Origin of the sequence: Lapillicoccus jejuensis, assembly GCF_006715055.1 — a bacterium.
Classification (GTDB): Bacteria; Actinomycetota; Actinomycetes; order Actinomycetales; family Dermatophilaceae; genus Lapillicoccus; species Lapillicoccus jejuensis.
The window spans coordinates 4,065,528-4,081,447 of sequence record NZ_VFMN01000001.1; the positions used below are offsets into that span (position 1 = coordinate 4,065,528).

General features: G+C 74.1%; 17 protein-coding genes. 7 read left to right on the forward strand and 10 right to left on the reverse strand.

All coding sequences use genetic code 11. From position 1 onward, the window contains the following. Window positions 1-57 precede the first annotated feature (57 nt). Window positions 58-492 carry a DMP19 family protein gene (locus FB458_RS18830; protein ID WP_141849849.1) on the forward strand — a complete coding sequence of 145 codons (435 nt, stop codon included), beginning with the start codon at window positions 58-60 and terminating at the stop codon, window positions 490-492. A 141-nt stretch (window positions 493-633) separates the two neighbouring features. Here the strand turns inward: FB458_RS18830 and ctaF are convergent, their stop codons facing one another. Genes ctaF through ctaC form a run of 3 tightly spaced genes read right to left on the reverse strand, consistent with a single transcriptional unit; the run spans window position 634 to window position 3,700 of the window. Continuing rightward, a complete protein-coding gene (gene ctaF, locus FB458_RS18835) occupies window positions 634-1,044 on the reverse strand; it encodes an aa3-type cytochrome oxidase subunit IV (RefSeq protein WP_141849850.1) in 411 nt (136 codons plus the stop codon). Next, window positions 1,041-2,783 (reverse strand): aa3-type cytochrome oxidase subunit I, encoded by a 1,743-nt coding sequence (ctaD, locus tag FB458_RS18840; protein ID WP_141849851.1) that lies wholly within the window; start codon window positions 2,781-2,783, stop codon window positions 1,041-1,043. The genes ctaF and ctaD overlap by 4 nt, the downstream gene beginning before the upstream one ends. After that, window positions 2,783-3,700, reverse strand: a complete 918-nt coding sequence (gene ctaC / locus FB458_RS18845; RefSeq protein ID WP_425460860.1) for an aa3-type cytochrome oxidase subunit II — start codon at window positions 3,698-3,700, stop codon at window positions 2,783-2,785. The genes ctaD and ctaC overlap by 1 nt, the downstream gene beginning before the upstream one ends. A gap of 98 nt (window positions 3,701-3,798) precedes the next feature. Between ctaC and FB458_RS18850 the strand changes: the two genes are divergently transcribed. Together FB458_RS18850 and FB458_RS18855 are read left to right on the forward strand one after the other, a co-directional pair. After that, window positions 3,799-5,013 carry an aminotransferase class V-fold PLP-dependent enzyme gene (locus FB458_RS18850; RefSeq protein ID WP_141849852.1) on the forward strand — a complete coding sequence of 405 codons (1,215 nt, stop codon included), beginning with the start codon at window positions 3,799-3,801 and terminating at the stop codon, window positions 5,011-5,013. Continuing rightward, a complete protein-coding gene (locus FB458_RS18855) occupies window positions 5,010-5,261 on the forward strand; it encodes a sulfurtransferase TusA family protein (RefSeq protein ID WP_246061379.1) in 252 nt (83 codons plus the stop codon). The genes FB458_RS18850 and FB458_RS18855 overlap by 4 nt, the downstream gene beginning before the upstream one ends. Window positions 5,262-5,264: 3 nt before the next feature. Here FB458_RS18855 and aat read toward each other — a convergent pair whose 3' ends face one another. The 5 genes from aat to FB458_RS18880 all read right to left on the reverse strand — a co-directional run bounded on the left by aat (window position 5,265) and on the right by FB458_RS18880 (window position 9,911). Beyond that, window positions 5,265-5,942, reverse strand: a complete 678-nt coding sequence (gene aat / locus FB458_RS18860) for a leucyl/phenylalanyl-tRNA--protein transferase (protein WP_141849853.1) — start codon at window positions 5,940-5,942, stop codon at window positions 5,265-5,267. Window positions 5,943-5,961: 19 nt separating this feature from the next. Next, entirely contained in the window at window positions 5,962-6,948 is a 987-nt protein-coding gene (locus FB458_RS18865; RefSeq protein WP_141849854.1) for a carbohydrate kinase family protein, read from the reverse strand. Between the two features lie 79 nt (window positions 6,949-7,027). Further along, complete coding sequence (gene erpA, locus FB458_RS18870) at window positions 7,028-7,399, reverse strand: iron-sulfur cluster insertion protein ErpA (protein ID WP_141849855.1); 372 nt, start codon at window positions 7,397-7,399, stop codon at window positions 7,028-7,030. Window positions 7,400-7,522: 123 nt separating this feature from the next. After that, window positions 7,523-8,692, reverse strand: coding sequence for a glycerate kinase family protein (locus tag FB458_RS18875; protein WP_141849856.1), 1,170 nt, complete (start codon window positions 8,690-8,692; stop codon window positions 7,523-7,525). Between the two features lie 34 nt (window positions 8,693-8,726). Continuing rightward, window positions 8,727-9,911, reverse strand: coding sequence for an alpha/beta hydrolase (locus FB458_RS18880; RefSeq protein ID WP_141849857.1), 1,185 nt, complete (start codon window positions 9,909-9,911; stop codon window positions 8,727-8,729). 80 nt (window positions 9,912-9,991) lie between these two features. Between FB458_RS18880 and nadA the strand changes: the two genes are divergently transcribed. Further along, complete coding sequence (gene nadA / locus FB458_RS18885; protein ID WP_141849858.1) at window positions 9,992-11,206, forward strand: quinolinate synthase NadA; 1,215 nt, start codon at window positions 9,992-9,994, stop codon at window positions 11,204-11,206. After that, window positions 11,199-11,945: a metallophosphoesterase family protein gene (locus tag FB458_RS18890; protein WP_141849859.1), complete on the forward strand. Its 747-nt coding sequence runs from the start codon at window positions 11,199-11,201 to the stop codon at window positions 11,943-11,945. The genes nadA and FB458_RS18890 overlap by 8 nt, the downstream gene beginning before the upstream one ends. 28 nt (window positions 11,946-11,973) lie before the next feature. On the opposite strand, the gene FB458_RS18895 is transcribed toward FB458_RS18890, so the two are convergent. Continuing rightward, entirely contained in the window at window positions 11,974-13,215 is a 1,242-nt protein-coding gene (locus tag FB458_RS18895; RefSeq protein WP_141849860.1) for a saccharopine dehydrogenase family protein, read from the reverse strand. After that, window positions 13,208-14,605 carry a dipeptidase gene (locus FB458_RS18900; protein ID WP_281286116.1) on the reverse strand — a complete coding sequence of 466 codons (1,398 nt, stop codon included), beginning with the start codon at window positions 14,603-14,605 and terminating at the stop codon, window positions 13,208-13,210. The genes FB458_RS18895 and FB458_RS18900 overlap by 8 nt, the downstream gene beginning before the upstream one ends. A 111-nt stretch (window positions 14,606-14,716) precedes the next feature. Here FB458_RS18900 and FB458_RS18905 point away from each other — a divergent pair, with 111 nt between their 5' ends. Then, the gene (locus FB458_RS18905; RefSeq protein ID WP_141849861.1) at window positions 14,717-15,295 is read left to right on the forward strand and encodes a DUF3043 domain-containing protein; all 579 of its coding nucleotides are present in this window, start codon (window positions 14,717-14,719) and stop codon (window positions 15,293-15,295) included. A gap of 18 nt (window positions 15,296-15,313) precedes the next feature. Beyond that, on the forward strand, window positions 15,314-15,919 hold the full coding sequence (locus tag FB458_RS18910) for a hypothetical protein (protein WP_141849862.1): 606 nt from the start codon (window positions 15,314-15,316) through the stop codon (window positions 15,917-15,919). Window position 15,920: the final 1 nt, after the last annotated feature.

Genomic DNA, 15,920 nt, shown 5'->3' on the forward strand with positions numbered 1-15,920 from the left:
GCCGCCTGAGCCACCGTCTACTCGCGACGGAGCACCCTGGCGATAGCCTCTGCGGCCATGACGGGTGACCCCTGGGCGGTGTACGAGCGTCTGTCTCAGCGTGACGGTTCACGGCTGACCCCCGACGAACGACGGCTGGTGGCTCTCGCCGCGGCACGCGCCGAGGTCAACAACGGCGGGTTACACCAGTACTTCGTCAACTCGTCCGGCGACCTCGTCATCGACGCGATCGATGCTGCACGGTGCGCAGGTGTTCCGAAGCTGGAGGCGCTCCTTCGTCGCGCTGTGGAGATCCTCGACCTCGAGGACCCAGGTGATCGATCGCGTCGTCAGGACCGCCTCATCGACCACATGGACGACGAGGCTTTCTCCGCGCTCGACGAGGCGTACTACGCGCTGGAGGTCGAGGTCGACCTCGACCAGGCGATGGCGCGGCTCGCAGCTGCCTGTGAGGTCGACCCTGGGTCACCCGTGACGCACAGCCGCCGGTGACGGCGAACGGCGTCGGGGGCGTCGTACGTCCGCACCGCCGTGGCACCGGTGCCTGCGCCGTGCGGACGCGAGGGCCTGGACGACGCGGACGGCGCCCGCCCCCTCGAGGGGGCGGGCGCCGTCGTGCGGGCAGGTGTCGCGTCAGTTCGCGTACTCGCCCTTGAAGTGCTCGAAGGTCCAGCCGCAGATCGACACGATGCCGATACCCATGCCGATGATGACGATCCACCAGCCCACGGCGAGGCCGAGGAAGATGACCGCGGCCGACAGGCCGAGCCACAGCGGCCACCACGAATACGGGGTGAAGAAGCCGTAGTCGCCCTCGTGGTCGGCGATCTCTCCGGCCGGGTTGTCCTCGGGACGGTCGGAGAACTGCCGCGCGGTCACCCGCAGGTAGAAGTAGATGAGCAGCGACAGCAGGGCCGTGAGGATCAGCGCGATGAAGCCGACGAGGTCGTCGCCGCCGTACGCGTGCTCCCAGAAGTAGTAGATCGGGCCCAGCGGGATGAAGAAGATGCCCAGGTACAGGAACATCTTGTACTCGACCTTCATCGGGTCACGTTCTCCTCACCGAGGTCGGCCGCCCCCATGACCGAGATCAGCGTGCCGGGGTCGGGCGCGGGCCCGTCCACCGGGGCGTGCTCGGGGTGGTGCAGGTCGAACGCGGGGCGCTCGGACCGGATCCGGGGCATGGTGTCGAAGTTGTGCCGCGGCGGCGGGCACGAGGTGGCCCACTCCAGCGAGCCGCCGTACCCCCAGGGGTCGTCGGTCTCGACCATCGGGGCGTACCGCCACGTCTTCCACACGTTGTAGAGGAAGGGCAGCGTCGACGCGCCGAGGACGAAGGCGCCCACGGTGGAGACGATGTTGAGGGCCTGGAACCCCTCCTGCGGCATGTAGTCGGCGTACCGGCGGGCCATGCCGTCGATGCCGAGCAGGTGCTGCACGAGGAACGTCGTGTGGAAGCCGATGAAGAGCATCCAGAAGTGCAGCTTGCCCAGCTTCTCGTCGAGCATCCGCCCGGTGAGCTTCGGCCACCAGAAGTAGAAGCCGGAGAACATCGCGAACACGACCGTGCCGAACACCGTGTAGTGGAAGTGCGCGACGACGAAGTACGAGTCGGACAGATGGAAGTCCAGCGCCGGCGAGGACAGGATGACGCCGGTCAGCCCGCCGAAGAGGAACGTGACGATGAAGCCGATGGCCCAGACGATCGGGGTCTCGAAGGTCAGCGACCCGCCCCACATCGTGCCGATCCAGTTGAAGAACTTCACGCCCGTCGGGACCGCGATGAGCATCGTCATGATCGCGAAGAACGGCAGCAGCACCTGGCCGGTGACGTACATGTGGTGGGCCCACACCGACACCGAGAGCGCCGCGATCGCGATGGTCGCGAAGACCAGCGTCTTGTAGCCGAAGAGCGGCTTGCGCGAGAAGACCGGGATGACCTCGGAGATGATCCCGAAGAACGGCAGCGCGATGATGTAGACCTCGGGGTGGCCGAAGAACCAGAACAGGTGCTGCCAGAGCATCACCCCACCGGACTCCGGCTCGAAGACGTGTGCCCCGAACCGCCGGTCCGCGCCGAGCGCGAACAGCGCCGCCGCGAGCACCGGGAAGGCGATGATCACCAGCAGGGACGTGATGAGCACCGTCCAGGTGAACAGCGGCATCCGGAACATCGTCATGCCCGGCGCACGCATGCAGATGATCGTCGTGATGAAGTTGACGGCGCCGAGGATGGTGCCGAAACCACCGAGCGCGAGACCGAAGACCCACAGGTCGCCGCCGACACCGGGGCTGTACGTGCTGTCCGAGAGCGGCGCGTAGGCGAACCACCCGAACGCGGCCGCCCCGGACGGGGTCAGCAGGCTGCCGCCGGCGATGAGGCCGCCGAAGAGGTACAGCCAGTAGGCGAACATGTTCAGCCGCGGGAACGCCACGTCGGGCGCGCCGATCTGCAGCGGCATGATCGCGTTGGCGAACCCGGCGAACAGCGGCGTCGCGAAGAGCAGCAGCATGATCGTGCCGTGCATCGTGAACAGCTGGTTGTACTGCTCCGGGTTGTCCACGATCTGCAGGCCCGGCGCCGCGAGCTCGGCGCGGATGAGCAGCGCCATGATCCCGCCGACGAGGAACCAGATGAACGAGGTGATGAAGTAGAGGTTGCCGATGACCTTGTGGTCGGTCGTGGTGATCCACTTGACCACGGTCTGGCCCGGCAGCACCCGGGGGCGGGAGCGGACCCGCTCACCCGTCGAGTACTGGGCGGTGGGGATCGTCGTCGCCATCAGTTGCTCCCGCTCGGGGTGGGGATGAGGTCCTGGTCCTTGGGGTTGACCTGCTCGCGGTTGAGCGTGTTGGGCAGCTGGCCCGACTGGCCGAGGTCGCGCAGCTTCTGCATCTGCGAGTCGTACTCGTTCTGGGAGACGACCTTGACGACGAAGAGCATCTGCGAGTGGTACGCCCCGCAGAGCTCGGCGCACTTGCCCTGGAAGGTGCCCTCCTGGGTGGGCACGACCTGGAAGCGGTTTGTCCGCCCCGGAAGCATGTCCATCTTTTGGAGGAAGGCCGGCACCCAGAACGAGTGGATGACGTCGCGCGCGTTGAGGATGAACTCGACCCGCTTGTTCACCGGCAGGTACAGCACCGGCATCGCGTTCTCCGGGGCCCCCGTGCTCGGGTTCAGCTCGGTCTGCACACCCGACTCGTAGGTGTTCGCCGTGACGTAGTTGAAGTCCCAGCTCCACTGCTTGGCCACGACGTTGACCTGGATGTCGGGCTTCTTCGAGACGTCGATGAGCGCCGACTCGTCGCGCGCCGTGTAGTAGAAGAGCACCGCGACCATGAAGACGGGCAAGATCGTGTAGAGCATCTCGATCGGCACGTTGTAACGCAGCTGGGGCGGCAGGCCGACCTCGTCCTTCTTGCGCCGGTACCGCACCATCACGTAGATGGTCAGGCCCCAGACGATGGCGCCCACGACGAGCGCGGCGATCCACGTCCCGATCCACAGGGACGTCACGCGGCCCGTCTCGGAGGTCACCTGACCGCCGTTCGACCCCTCGGGGAGCCAGCCGCTGGAGGCGCTGCCCGTGCTGCTGGCGCAGCCGCCCAGGAGGACCAGCCCCGCGAGGACCATGCCCGCCGCGACCAGCCGCCGCCACGGCCGGCCGAGCTTCTCGTCGTGCCTACGCAAGGGGTGCACCTTCCGACATCACTGCGTGTTTCTTACCCCGGACACAGTACCTTCCTCGCTCGTCCATCGGTCGGTGGGGGCGGCGCGGCGACGGTTACGGTTCGGTGGTGCCGCCGACCGACCACCGCCCGCACGACGGGTCACCCGAGCGGGTCCTCCTCGACGCCACGCCCGGCCCCCTCCACCCGGCCGCCCGGGAGACCCTGCTCGCCGCCCTCGACGCCGGCTGGGCGGACCCTCGTCGCCGCCACCGCGAGGGCCGTACGGCGCGCCGGCTGCTCGACACCGCGCGCGAGGTCCTCGCCGGTGGTCTCGGGGTCCGACCCCCCGAGCTGAGCCTGCTCCCGGGCGGCCCACCGGCCCTCACCGCCGGTCTCGAGGGGCTGCGGCACGCCCGCCGCCGGTCCGGGACCCGGGTCGTGCTCTCCGCCGTCGAGCACTCCGCGCTGCTCGCCCCCGCCCGGGCGCACGCCGCGGCCGCGGGCGACCCCGACCTCGTCGCCGAGGTCCCCGTCGACCGGGCGGGCCGGGTCGACCTGGCCGCCTGGGCGGCCGCCGTCGCCCACCCGGGCACCGCCGCCGCGGCCCTGCAGGCCGCCAACCAGGAGGTCGGCACCCGGCAGCCGCTGGCCCCGGCCCGCGCGGCGGGGGCGTCGTACGGCGTCCCCCTGCTCGTCGACGCCACCGCCTGCCTCGGGCGCGACGCGCCACCCCCCGCCGGGGCGTACGACGTCCTCGTCGGCGACGCCCGCTCGTGGGGCGGACCCACCGGGGTGGGGCTGCTCGTCGTCCCGGAGCGGACCCGGTGGCGCCGTCCCGGTCCGCCGACCGACGTCGAGCACGGGCGCACCGACGTCGAGCCGTCGCTGCCCCTCGTCCTCGCCGCCGCCGAGGCGTGGCGGCAGGCCGAGCACGACCGCGCCGCGGAGGCCGCCGCCGCGGCCGCGCTCGTCGACCGGATCCGGGCCGCCGCGGCCGCCGTGCCCGACGTCGAGGTCGTCGGCGACCCCGTCGACCGGCTCCCCCACGTCGTGACCTTCAGCGCCCTGCTCGTCGACGGCGAGGTCCTCGTCGACGAGCTCGACCGCGCCGGCGTCGCCGTGGCGTCCGGGTCGGCCTGCACCGCCTCGACGCTCGAGCCCAGCCACGTCCTCGTCGCGATGGGCGTCCTCACCCACGGCAACGTCCGGGTCACCCTGCCCCTCGCCGCCACGCTCCCCGGCGGCGACGCCGAGCGCGAGCGGGGCGTCGACGCGTTCTGCGCGCTGCTCCCCCGGGTCGTCGACGCGGTCCGCGAGCGCCTCGGGACGCGCTCGCTGTGAGCGCCGACGCCGCTGTGGGTCCCGACGCCGAGGTCGACGCGCGCGGCCAGCGCTGCCCGCTGCCGGTCATCCGCCTGGCCCGCGCCGCCGCCGACCTCGGCCCCGGCGCGCTCGTCCGGGTCCTCGCCACCGACCCCGCCGCCGCGACCGACGTCCCCGCCTTCTGCCGGATGCGCGGCCACGCCCTCGTGGCGACGCAGGACGCGGGGGACGGGGCGACGGCGTACGACGTGCGGGTGGGGGGCTGACCCTCAGCGCCAGGGTGCGGGCAGCGGCGCGGTCAGCGCGTCCGCGAGCAGCGCGAGGTACTCCCCCCGCGGCACCTCGGTGACCCCGAGCGACGCGAGGTGGTCCGTGCGCCACTGCACGTCGACCAGCCGGCGCGGGTCGCCGTCGGCGCGCAGCAGCTCGACGAGCGCCACGAGGGCGACCTTGGAGGCGTCGGTCGCGCGGTGGAACATCGACTCGCCGGCGAAGAGCCCGCCGACGGCGACGCCGTACAGCCCGCCGACGAGCGCACCACCCGGCTCCCACACCTCGACGCTGTGCGCCCAGCCGAGCGCGTGCAGCCGCCCGTACGCCGCCGCGACCTCCCGGGTGATCCACCGGCCCGTCCGCGACGGGTCGGCGCAGGCGGCGACGACGTCGCCGAAGGCGGTGTCCACCCGGACCTCGAACCGTCGCTCCGCCTTGCGCAGCGACCGGCTCACCCGCAGGTCGGGCAGCCGCAGCACCCCGCGCGGGTCCGGCGACCACCAGCCCATCGGCGGGCGGCCCTGGCGCCCCAGCCCCATGGGGAAGACCCCGCCGGCGTAGGCCGCGAGCAGCGTCCCGGGCTCGAGGTCGGCGCCGGTGCCGACGAGGTCGTCCTGCGGCTGGGCGCGGGTCAGGTCGAAGTGCCAGCGGGACGGCGGCGGGACGACCGGCACGGGGCGGACGAGGTCGTCGTCAGGGACGCGGGCAGCGCACGACGGGCGCGATGTCGGCGGCGGACGCGGCGCCGTACGACTCCTCGAGCCGGGCGAGCAGGTCGGCCTGACCGAGGTGGTACTCCTGCGTGCCGACCGTCTCGATGACGTAGGTCGCGAGCATCGAGCCGAGCTCGGCGCAGCGCACGAGGTCGAGGTCGCCGGCCAGGCCGACGAGGAACCCGGCGCGGAAGGCGTCGCCGACGCCGGTCGGGTCGGCCTTGCGGACCTCGCGGGCCACCGGCACCGAGAGCACGTCCTCGCCCTTGCGGTGGATGGTCACGCCGTCGCTGCCGCGGGTGATGACGCGGGTGCCGACCCGCTCCTCGATCTCCGCGGCCGTCCAGCCGGTCTTCTGCTCGGTGAGGTGGGCCTCGTACTCGTTGGTGAAGAGGTACGTCGCCCCGTCGACCAGCCGCCGGATCGTCTCGCCGTCGGCGAAGGCCAGCTGCTGCGAGGGGTCGGCGACGAACGGGATACCGCGCGAGCGGCACTCCTGGGTGTGTCGCAGCATCGCCTCCGGGTCGTTGGCGCCGACGAGGACGAGGTCCAGGCCGCCGACGCGGGCGGCGACCGGACCGAGCTCGATCTGGCGGGCCTCGGACATCGCGCCGGCGTAGAACGTCGCGATCTGGGCCATGTCGTCGTCGGTGGTGCACACGAACCGGGCCGTGTGCCGGCTCTCCGAGACGTGCACCGACGCGCAGTCGACGCCGTGCCGCTCGAGCCAGCTGCGGTAGTCGGCGAAGTCCTCGCCCACCGCGCCCACGAGCAGCGGCTGCGCGCCCAGACCGGCCATCCCGAAGGCGATGTTGGCCGCCACCCCGCCGCGGCGGATCTCGAGGTCCTCGGCGAGGAAGGACAGCGAGATCTTGTCCAGCTGCTCGACGACGAGGGAGTCGGCGAACCGACCTCGGAAGGTCATCAGGTGGTCGGTCGCGATGGACCCGGTGACGGCGATCTTCACCCCGTGAACCTACCCGAGACGCGCGACGGGCCCGGCCACCGCGAGGTGGTCGGGCCCGTCGGGACGGTCCGGGTACGACTCAGCTGAAGCTGTCGCCGCAGGCGCAGGAGCTGCCCGCGTTGGGGTTGTCGATCGTGAAGCCCTGCTTCTCGATGGTGTCGGCGAAGTCGATGGTCGCGCCCTCGAGGTAGGGGGCGGACATCCGGTCGACGACGACCTCGACGCCGTCGTAGTCCTTGACGAGGTCGCCGTCGAGGGTGCGCTCGTCGAAGTACAGCTGGTAGATCAGGCCCGAGCAGCCGCCGGGCTGGACGCCGACGCGCAGTCGCAGGTCGTCGCGGCCCTCCTGCTCGAGCAGGCTCTTGACCTTGGCGGCGGCGACGTCGGTGACCTGCACACCGTGGGTGGCGGTCTCGGGGGTGCTCGTCGCGGTCTGGTCCTGGACGCTCATGCGGTGTTCCTCACGTCTGGGGTGTGGAGGTCGGTCGTGGTGCTCAACCTCGCGGGGACGGGATGTGTTCCCCCGTCCCCAGCAGGATACGTCGCCCCGGGGACGGCCCCACCCGGTGTCCGCTCAGGACCCGGGCGACCAGGTGCCGGCGACCCGCGCGGCGCGAACGGTGAGCGAGCGGGCGGGGTCGGCGAGGGTGGCGGCGAGGTCGCGGGGCCGCTCGGCGACGGCGTACGTGCCCGAGAGGCCAGCGGCCATCGCCTCGCGCCGCCCGACCGACACCTGGCCGGCGAGGACGATCGAGGGCACGCCGGCCGCGAGCGCGGCCTGCGCCACGTGCGAGACGACGCGCCCGCGCAGGCTGCGCCAGCCGAACGACCCCTCCCCCGTGACGACGAGGTCGGCGGCCGCCACCCGGGCCGGCAGCCCGAGCTCGTCGGCGACGAGCGCGGCCCCGTCGGCGTACCGCGCCCCGAGCACGTGCAGGGCCCAGCCGACGCCGCCGCCGGCCCCGGCCCCGGGCGCCTTCTCGGGTCGCAGCGCGGCGCCCGTCAGCAGGTCGGTGCGCGCCGGCCGCGCCCGGCGCACGAGGTCGGCGAGGTGCCCGAAGGCGCGCTCGAGCTCCTGCGCCTGCGCGGGGGTCGCCCCCCGCTCCTCGGCCTCCGTCGCGCTCGTGCCCTGCAACCCGAGCAGCGGCAGGTCGGCGGCGGTGGCGAGGACCAGCTCGGTGCCCGCGAGCCGTCGTACGGCGTCGTCGAGGCCGCCGAGGTCGTCCGCGGTCACGTCGCCGAGGGCGAGGCCGCCTCGGCCCAGCCGCTCGGGGCGACCGGCCCCGAGCGCCGCGAGCAGGCCCGCCCCCGCGTCGTGCACGGCACTGGCCCCCACGCCGACGACGACCCGGCGGGCGCCGGTGTCGACCGCGGCGGCGAGCAGGTCGCCCACCCCGGCCGACGAGAGCAGGTCGGGCCGGCGGTGCCCCGCCCCCACGAGGTGCGGACCGAGCGCCTGGGCGGTCTCGACCCAGGCCGTGCGCGGCCGCCCCGGCGCCTCGTCGACGACGAGGACGGCGGCGGGCACGGGGGTGCCGAGGGGGTCGCGGACGGTGAGGGCGAGCAGCTCCCCGCCGAGCGCGGCGGTGAGCACGTCGAGCAGGCCCTCGCCCCCGTCGGACAGCGGCAGGACGTCGACCTCGTCGTGGGCCGCCCCGGCGAGCCAGCCGGTCCGCATCGCCTCCCCCGCCTCGGTGGCGCTGAGGGTGCCGGCGAAGCGGTCGGGGGCGAGGAGCACGCGCACGTCGTCATCGTCGCACCCCGGGACCGGGCCGGGGTCAGGAGGACGTGGGCCCGGCCGTCGGTGACGGGGACCCGCCGCCGGCCCACCCGGGGACCGTCGCGGCGAGCCAGGCGAGCGCCGTCGGCAGCGCGTCGAGCCACACCGACATCCGGTGCCCGGAGTCGCCCTGGACGACCGACGTGACCGACAGCGGGGCCCGGGCGGCGGCGAGGAACCGCCGGGTGGTGGGGTACGACGTCCCGTCCGAGCGGCTCGTGAAGACCCACATCGCGACCGGCGGCGGGCGCGTGGCCGCCAGAGCCTCGAGGTCGTAGCCCGCGGCGGCGGCGCTGCTCGGCGCGAACGGCGCGTACGACGGGTCGAAGAGGGGCTGGAAGTAGCCGCCGAGGACGAGGGCGCTGCCGAAGGTCGACGGGTGGCGCATCGTCAGCACGGCCGCGCACCAGCCGCCCATCGAGTAGCCCAGCGTCGTCCAGGAGGCCCGGTCGGTCCGCAGCCGCAGGTGCGCCTCGAGGAAGGACGGCACGTCCTGCGCGAGGAAGGTCTCGACGGCGGGCCGGCCGTGACCGCCGTCGACGCACTCGGTGTCGCGACCGGTGGGGATCTCCAGCTGCGGGGAGGCGATGACCGCGCGCGCCAGGGTGCCGGAGGCCGTGAGGCCGTCGACGATGGCCGGCATGCTCGTCGAGTCGAACCACGTGGTCGGCGTCGCCGGGTAGCCCGCGAGGGCGTATACCACCGGGTAGGAGCGCCCGGCGGTCGCCGGCTGCTCGTAGTCCGCGGGCAGGAGGACGGCGACGCGGCCGGTGAGGCCCGAGGCGGCCCCGTGGACGGTGAAGAGCTGGCGCCGGCGGCCCGGGTCGGGCAGGGCGGGTCGGCGCAGGTCGACCGTCGTCGGGGTGCCCGAGGGCGTGGCGCCGGGGACCGGGTCGCGCAGCGCCTGGCCGGGCGCCGCCCCGGCGGCGGCCTGGTCGACGGCGCCCGAGCGGCCGAGCAGGTCCGACCAGCTGGCGTAGAAGCCGTACTGGTCGTTGAGGGCGACCCCGGCGACGAGGAGCACGAGGGCGGCGACGAGCAGGTGCAGCCCCAGGCGGGCCGTGAACCCGCGCAGGGTGCGCCGGGTGCGCGACGACAGCAGCGCCGCGGCGAGCAGGCCGACGACGGCGAGGGCGACGGCGAGCCCGAGGACGAGGGGGCTGTCGATGGCGAGGGGACCCACGGCGCGGACCGTACGGCGCCGCGTCAGGCCCCGGCTGCGGCGGTGCTGCACGCCCGCTGGGACGGCCTACGATCCTGGGCGTGACCTCGGCACCGTCCCGGCCCCGTCCCTCGCTGCTGCCCCTGCTCCCGCTCGGGCAGGGCCACGACCTCGCCTCGGAGCGCGGGGTGGAGTGCCCCGGCGACCTGCCCCCGACGTCCGACGCGTCGCTCGTCGAGCGGGCCCGGCGGGCCAAGGCGGCGCTCGGGGACCGCGTCTTCGTCCTCGGCCACCACTACCAGCGCGACGAGGTCATCGACTTCGCCGACGTCACCGGGGACAGCTTCAAGCTGGCCCAGCAGGCGGCCGCGCGGCCGCAGGCGCCGTACGTCGTCTTCTGCGGGGTGCACTTCATGGCCGAGTCGGCCGACATCCTCACCGCCGACGACCAGCAGGTCGTCCTGCCCGACCTCGCCGCCGGCTGCTCGATGGCCGACATGGCGGCGACGGCGCAGGTGGAGGACGCCTGGGACGACCTCGCCGAGCTGCTCGGCGAGGACGCGCTCGCGTCGGTGACGCCGGTGACGTACATGAACTCCTCGGCCGCCATCAAGGCCTTCACCGGCCGGCACGAGGGGACCATCTGCACCTCGAGCAACGCGGCGACGGCGCTGCGGTGGGCCTTCGAGCGCACCGGCGGCGTCGACGGCCCGGGCAAGGTGCTCTTCCTGCCCGACCAGCACCTGGGGCGCAACACGTGGGTGCGCGACCTCGGCGGGTCGCTCGACGACTGCGTCGTCTGGGACCCGCACCGCCCCATGGGCGGCCTGACCCGCGAGCAGGTGCGGGCGGCCCGGATGATCCTGTGGCGCGGGCACTGCTCGGTGCACGGCCGCTTCACCACCGAGGCCGTCGAGCAGGCGCGCGCCGAGATCCCCGGGGTGCGGGTCATCGTCCACCCCGAGTGCCGGTACGACGTCTGCGAGCTCGCCGACGAGATCGGTTCGACCGAGAGGATCATCGCCACGATCGCCGCGGCCCCGGCCGGGACGTCGTGGGTCGTCGGGACCGAGCTCAACCTCGTGAACCGTCTCCGGCAGATGTTTCCCGAGCAGCGGATCGCCTTCCTGGAGAAGAACGTCTGCTACTGCTCGACGATGAACCGGATCGACCTGCCGCACCTGGTCTGGGCGCTCGAGTCGCTCGTCGAGGGCCGCGTGGTCAACCGGATCCAGGTCGACCCCGACGTCGCGCACTGGGCGCGGGTCGCGCTGAGTCGCATGCTGTCGTTGCCGGGGCCCACCTCGCGTGACTGACCGACTGGCCGTCATCTCCGACGTCCACGGCAACCTCACGGCGCTGCGGGCGGTCCTCGACGACGTCGCGGCGCGGGGGGTGACCCGGGTGGTCAGCCTCGGCGACACCGTCGGCAAGGGCCCGCGCGGCTCGGCCTGCGTCGCCCTCACCCGGGCCTCGTGCGAGGCGGCCGTGCACGGCAACTGGGAGGCCTTCCTGCTCATGCTCGAGCAGGAGCCGACCGGGGAGGCCCGCTGGTGGCTCGACGAGCTGACCGAGGACGACCGGGCCTGGTCGCGGGCGCTGCCCTTCCACCACGACCTGCGGCTCAGCGGCCGGCTCGTGCGGCTCGTCCACGCCAACACCGACGACGTCTTCCACCGGTTGCACGGCGACCACACGTGGGACGACTTCCGTGCCGCCTTCGTGCCCGCCGGCGCCACGGCAGGGCTCGAGCCCCCCGACGTCGTGGGCTACGGCGACATCCACGGCACCTACCTGCAGTCCGACGAGAACCGCACCCTGTTCAACGTCGGCAGCGTCGGCAACCCGCTGGACGGGCAGACCGCGTCGTACGCCCTGCTCGAGGGGGTGCCGGGGTCGACGTCCTGGAGCGACCCGTTCTCGGTCGCCTTCTGTCGCGTCGAGTACGACGTCGAGGCCGAGCTCGCGGTCGCCGCGGCCAGCGGCATGCCGCAGCAGGCCCAGTGGGCCACCGAGCTGCGCACCGGGGTCTACCGCGGGGCGCACGAGGGCTGAACGGCGCTGCCGCCGTGGGGCGCTCGCGTCAGTCGGTGTCGACCGTCATCGTGAAGCCGCGGGTGCGCAGCCGCTCGACGAGCGTCGCCCCGAGGGCCACCGCGGGGGTCAGCACTCCCCCGCCGCTCGCCGGCGGGTCGAGGGCCAGCGCGAGGGTCGACTCGGCGAGCATGACCGACGTCGCGGCGTAGCCGGGGTCGCCCTTCGCGGCGACGACGGCGGTGTAGCGCCGCCCGGTGTCGGTCGTGGTGCGCGCCTCGACCCGGAACCGCCCGGCGGCGCGGGCCCGCTCGTCGGGGCCCTCACCCGGGTCGGGCAGGAGCCGGTCGACGAGGCTGCGGCTGGCGCCGTGGCCCATCGCCGCCATCGTGGCGCCGAGGCCCGCGGTCACGCCGTACGCCGTCAGGCGGGCCTTGGTGCCGGTGCCGAAGGCCATCGCCTCGCGGTAGCGGAAGTGCTCGCCGTAGGCGTGCCCCAGCAGCGCGTCGCTGCGGCGCACGATGCGGGTGTTGTACGGCGCCATGACGAACGGCGCCGTCCACTGCCCGGTCCGGTCGTCGCGGTACGGCGTCATGAGGTCCCGGTGCGCCTTCGCGGCCTCGCCCCGCGGTTCCGCGGAGCGGTCGGGGCTGAGGGCGAACGGGTCGAGGACGACCCGGCGGCGCTCCCGGTCCTCGGCGACGGCCTCGAGCTGGGCGCGCATCGAGTCGATGGTGCCGCCGGAGAAGCCGCCGCGCAGGCGGGTGACGAGCAGCGTGGTGTCGCGCAGGCCCCCGGCCCCGTCGATGCGGGCGCGGCGGTGCAGCATCCACACGGCGAGGTCGCTCGGGACCGAGTCGAAGCCGCACGAGGTGACGATCCGTGCCCCCGAGGCCACGGCGGCCTCGTGGCAGGTGTCGACGAGGTCGCGGACGTAGAGCACCTCGCCGGTGAGGTCGGCGTAGTGCGTGCCCGCCAGGGCGCACGCGGTGGCGAGCGGCGTGCCGTAGCGCGCGTAGGGCCCGACGGTGGTGACGACGACGCGCGTCGAGAGGGCCAGCGCCCCGACCTGGTCCTCGCGGCCGGCGTCGGCGACGACGAGCGGCCAGCTCCGCGCCCGCTCGGGCAGGCCCGCCCGGACCGCCTCGAGCCGCTCGCGGCTGCGGCCGGCGAGCGCGACCTTGAGGCCGTCGGGGGCGTGCTCAGCCAGGTCGGCGGCCAGCAGCCGCCCGACGAAGCCGGTGGCGCCGTAGACGACGACGTCGTGCTCGCGCGGGTGCCCCTCAGCCACGGGTGGTCCCGAGGGCCCCGAGCCGGGCCAGCAGCAGCGCCTCGGCCTGGCAGACCCGCTCGAACTCGCCGAGGTGCAGCGACTCGTCGGCGCCGTGGGCGCGGCTGTCGGGGTCCTCGACCCCGGTGACGAGGATGCCGGCGTCGGGGAACTTCGCGGCGAAGTGGGCGACGAACGGGATCGAGCCGCCGACGCCGATGTCGACCGGCTGCACGCCCCACGCGTCGGCGAACGCGGCCCGGGCCTGGTCGTAGACGGGGCCGTCGGCGTCGGCGGAGAAGCCGGGGCCCTCGTCGTCGAGGGTGACCTCGAGCCGGGCGCCCCACGGGACGTGCCGCTCGAGGTGGTCGCGCAGCAGGCGGTAGGCGTCCTGGGGGTCCTCGTCCGGGGCGATCCGCATCGACACCTTGGCCGAGGCGGTCGGGACGAGGGTGTTGGAGGCGGTCTCGACGCTGGGGGCGTTGAACCCGATCGTCGTCGCCGACGGCTTGGTCCACAGCCGGTCGAGGATCGGGCCGGTGCCGATCGTGCTCACCCCGTCGAGCAGGCCGGACTCGGCGCGCAGCCGGTCCTCGTCGTAGTCGAGCGGGGCGGCGGAGCCGGCCTTGAGACCGGCGACCGCGAGGTCGCCCTGCTCGTCGTGCAGGGTGGCGAGCAGCCGGATGAGCGTTGTCACGGCGTCGGGGACGGCGCCGCCGAACATGCCCGAGTGGACGCCGTGGTCGAGCGTCGTCACCCGGACGACGACGCGGATCATGCCGCGCAGGGTCGTCGTGAGGGCCGGCTCGCCGATGTCCCAGTTGCCGGAGTCGGCGAGCACGATGGCGTCGGCGCGCAGCCGCTCGCCGTGCTTGTCGAGGATGGTCAGGAGGGAGTCGCTGCCGACCTCCTCCTCGCCCTCGACGAAGACGGTGACGCCGACGGGCAGCGACCCGTCGTGGGCGCGCAGCGCGGCGACGTGGGCCATGACCCCGGCCTTGTCGTCGGCGGCGCCGCGTCCGTAGAGCCGCCCGTCGCGCTCGGTCGGCTCGAAAGGCGGCGAGGCCCAGTCCTCGTCGCGGCCGGGCGGCTGCACGTCGTGGTGGGCGTAGAGCATGACGGTCGGCGAGCCCTCGGGGCCGTCGGCGTGGGCGATGACGGCCGGGCGGCCGCCCTCGCGGACGATCTCGACGTCGAGGCCCTCGGCGGCGAGCAGCGCGGCCACGGCCTCGGCGCTCGCGTCGACGTGGGCCTGGTCGAAGGAGCCGAGCGAGACGCTGGGGATGCGCACCAGCGCCTCGAGGTCGGCCCGCACGGCCGGCATGAGCGCGGTGACGCGCTCCTTGACGGCGGCGATCTCGGCGGGGCTCAGCACGTCGTGCGTCGGGCGAGTGGTCACGTCGTCGGTCACGGGGCTCGACCCTACCGGCGCGGCGCGCCCGGCCCCGGGGGTGGGGCCGGGCGGGCGCGTGGGCGTGGCCGGGCGTACGGGGCGTCGTACGGGAGACCGTAGGCTGACCCCGTGTTCGGCCGGAAGAAGACCCTCCAGGACGACCTGCAGCAGCAGGCGTCCGACGCGCGCCCCGGGGCGAAGAACCGACCCACGCCCAAGCGGCGCGACCAGGAGGCGCTCAACCGCCGTCCGCTGGTCGTCACCGACCGCAAGCGGGCGCGCTCGGTGGACCGGGAGAAGCGACGCGAGGCCTACGCCAAGCAGCGACAGGCCATGGTCACCGGCGACGACGCCCACCTGCCCCCGCGCGACAAGGGTCCGGAGCGGCGCTACATCCGCGACTACGTCGACGCCCGCTGGAGCGTCGGCGAGATCCTCCTCCCGGTCATGCTGCTCGTCCTGCTGCTCTCGCTCGTCCCGGCCGTCGCGGCCCGGCTCACGACGTTCGTCCTCGTCTACGGCCTGCTCGCCGTCGCCGTCGTCGACTCGGTCGTCATGTGGCGGCGCGTGAAGAAGAAGCTGGTCGCGAAGTTCGGCGCCGACAAGGTCCCCACCGGCGCGGCGATGTACACCGTCATGCGCTCGTTCCAGCTGCGCCCGACCCGGATGCCGAAGCCGCAGGTCAAGCGGGGTCAGTTCCCCTCCTGACCGCTAGGGTCCGGCCCCATGGCGCTGACCCCGGAGGACTTCCACGCCCGCGCGCTCGCCGCGGCCGACGCCGACGGGCGGCTGACCGTCGGGCGGATGACCGAGTGGGACGTCAGCCCGTTCGAGCGCGAGGGCCTGCGGGTCAGCCCGCTGCGCCCGCCCGAGCTGCCCGAGCCGGAGCGCCACGGCGAGGACCCGGCCGACTGCCGGTCCTGCCGGCGACGCGACGACGGGATCTGGCGCGACGAGCACTGGAGGCTCGGCCGGCTCGGCGGCGTCGGCGTCCCGCTCGCGCTCATGCTGCACACGCGTGACCACCACGACCTCGCCGACCTGCCGGACGAGCGCGCCGCCGAGCACGGGGTCCTGCTCACCCACCTCGCGCGACACGTGGAGGCGCTGCCCGGCGTCGCCCGCGCCCACGTCGCCCGGTGGGGCGACGGGAGCGCGCACCTGCACACCTGGGTCTTCGCCCGCCCCGAGGGACAGCGACAGCTGCTCGGCTCGTGGCTCGTCGTGTGGGACGACCTGCTCCCGCCCTATCCCGAGGACGTGGGGCAGGCCGACGCCGAGCGGGTCGCCGACGCGCTCGTGGCGTCGTACGGCGGCGCCCGCACCGCCTGAG

Bases quoted from the DNA above. Each gene is read 5' to 3' on its own strand.
- FB458_RS18830 (WP_141849849.1), top strand. From the start codon at position 58: ATGACGGGTGACCCCTGGGCGGTGTACGAGCGTCTGTCTCAGCGTGAC.
- ctaF (WP_141849850.1), bottom strand. From the start codon at position 1,044: ATGAAGGTCGAGTACAAGATGTTCCTGTACCTGGGCATCTTCTTCATC.
- ctaD (WP_141849851.1), bottom strand. From the start codon at position 2,783: ATGGCGACGACGATCCCCACCGCCCAGTACTCGACGGGTGAGCGGGTC.
- erpA (WP_141849855.1), bottom strand. From the start codon at position 7,399: ATGAGCGTCCAGGACCAGACCGCGACGAGCACCCCCGAGACCGCCACC.
- FB458_RS18910 (WP_141849862.1), top strand. From the start codon at position 15,314: ATGGCGCTGACCCCGGAGGACTTCCACGCCCGCGCGCTCGCCGCGGCC.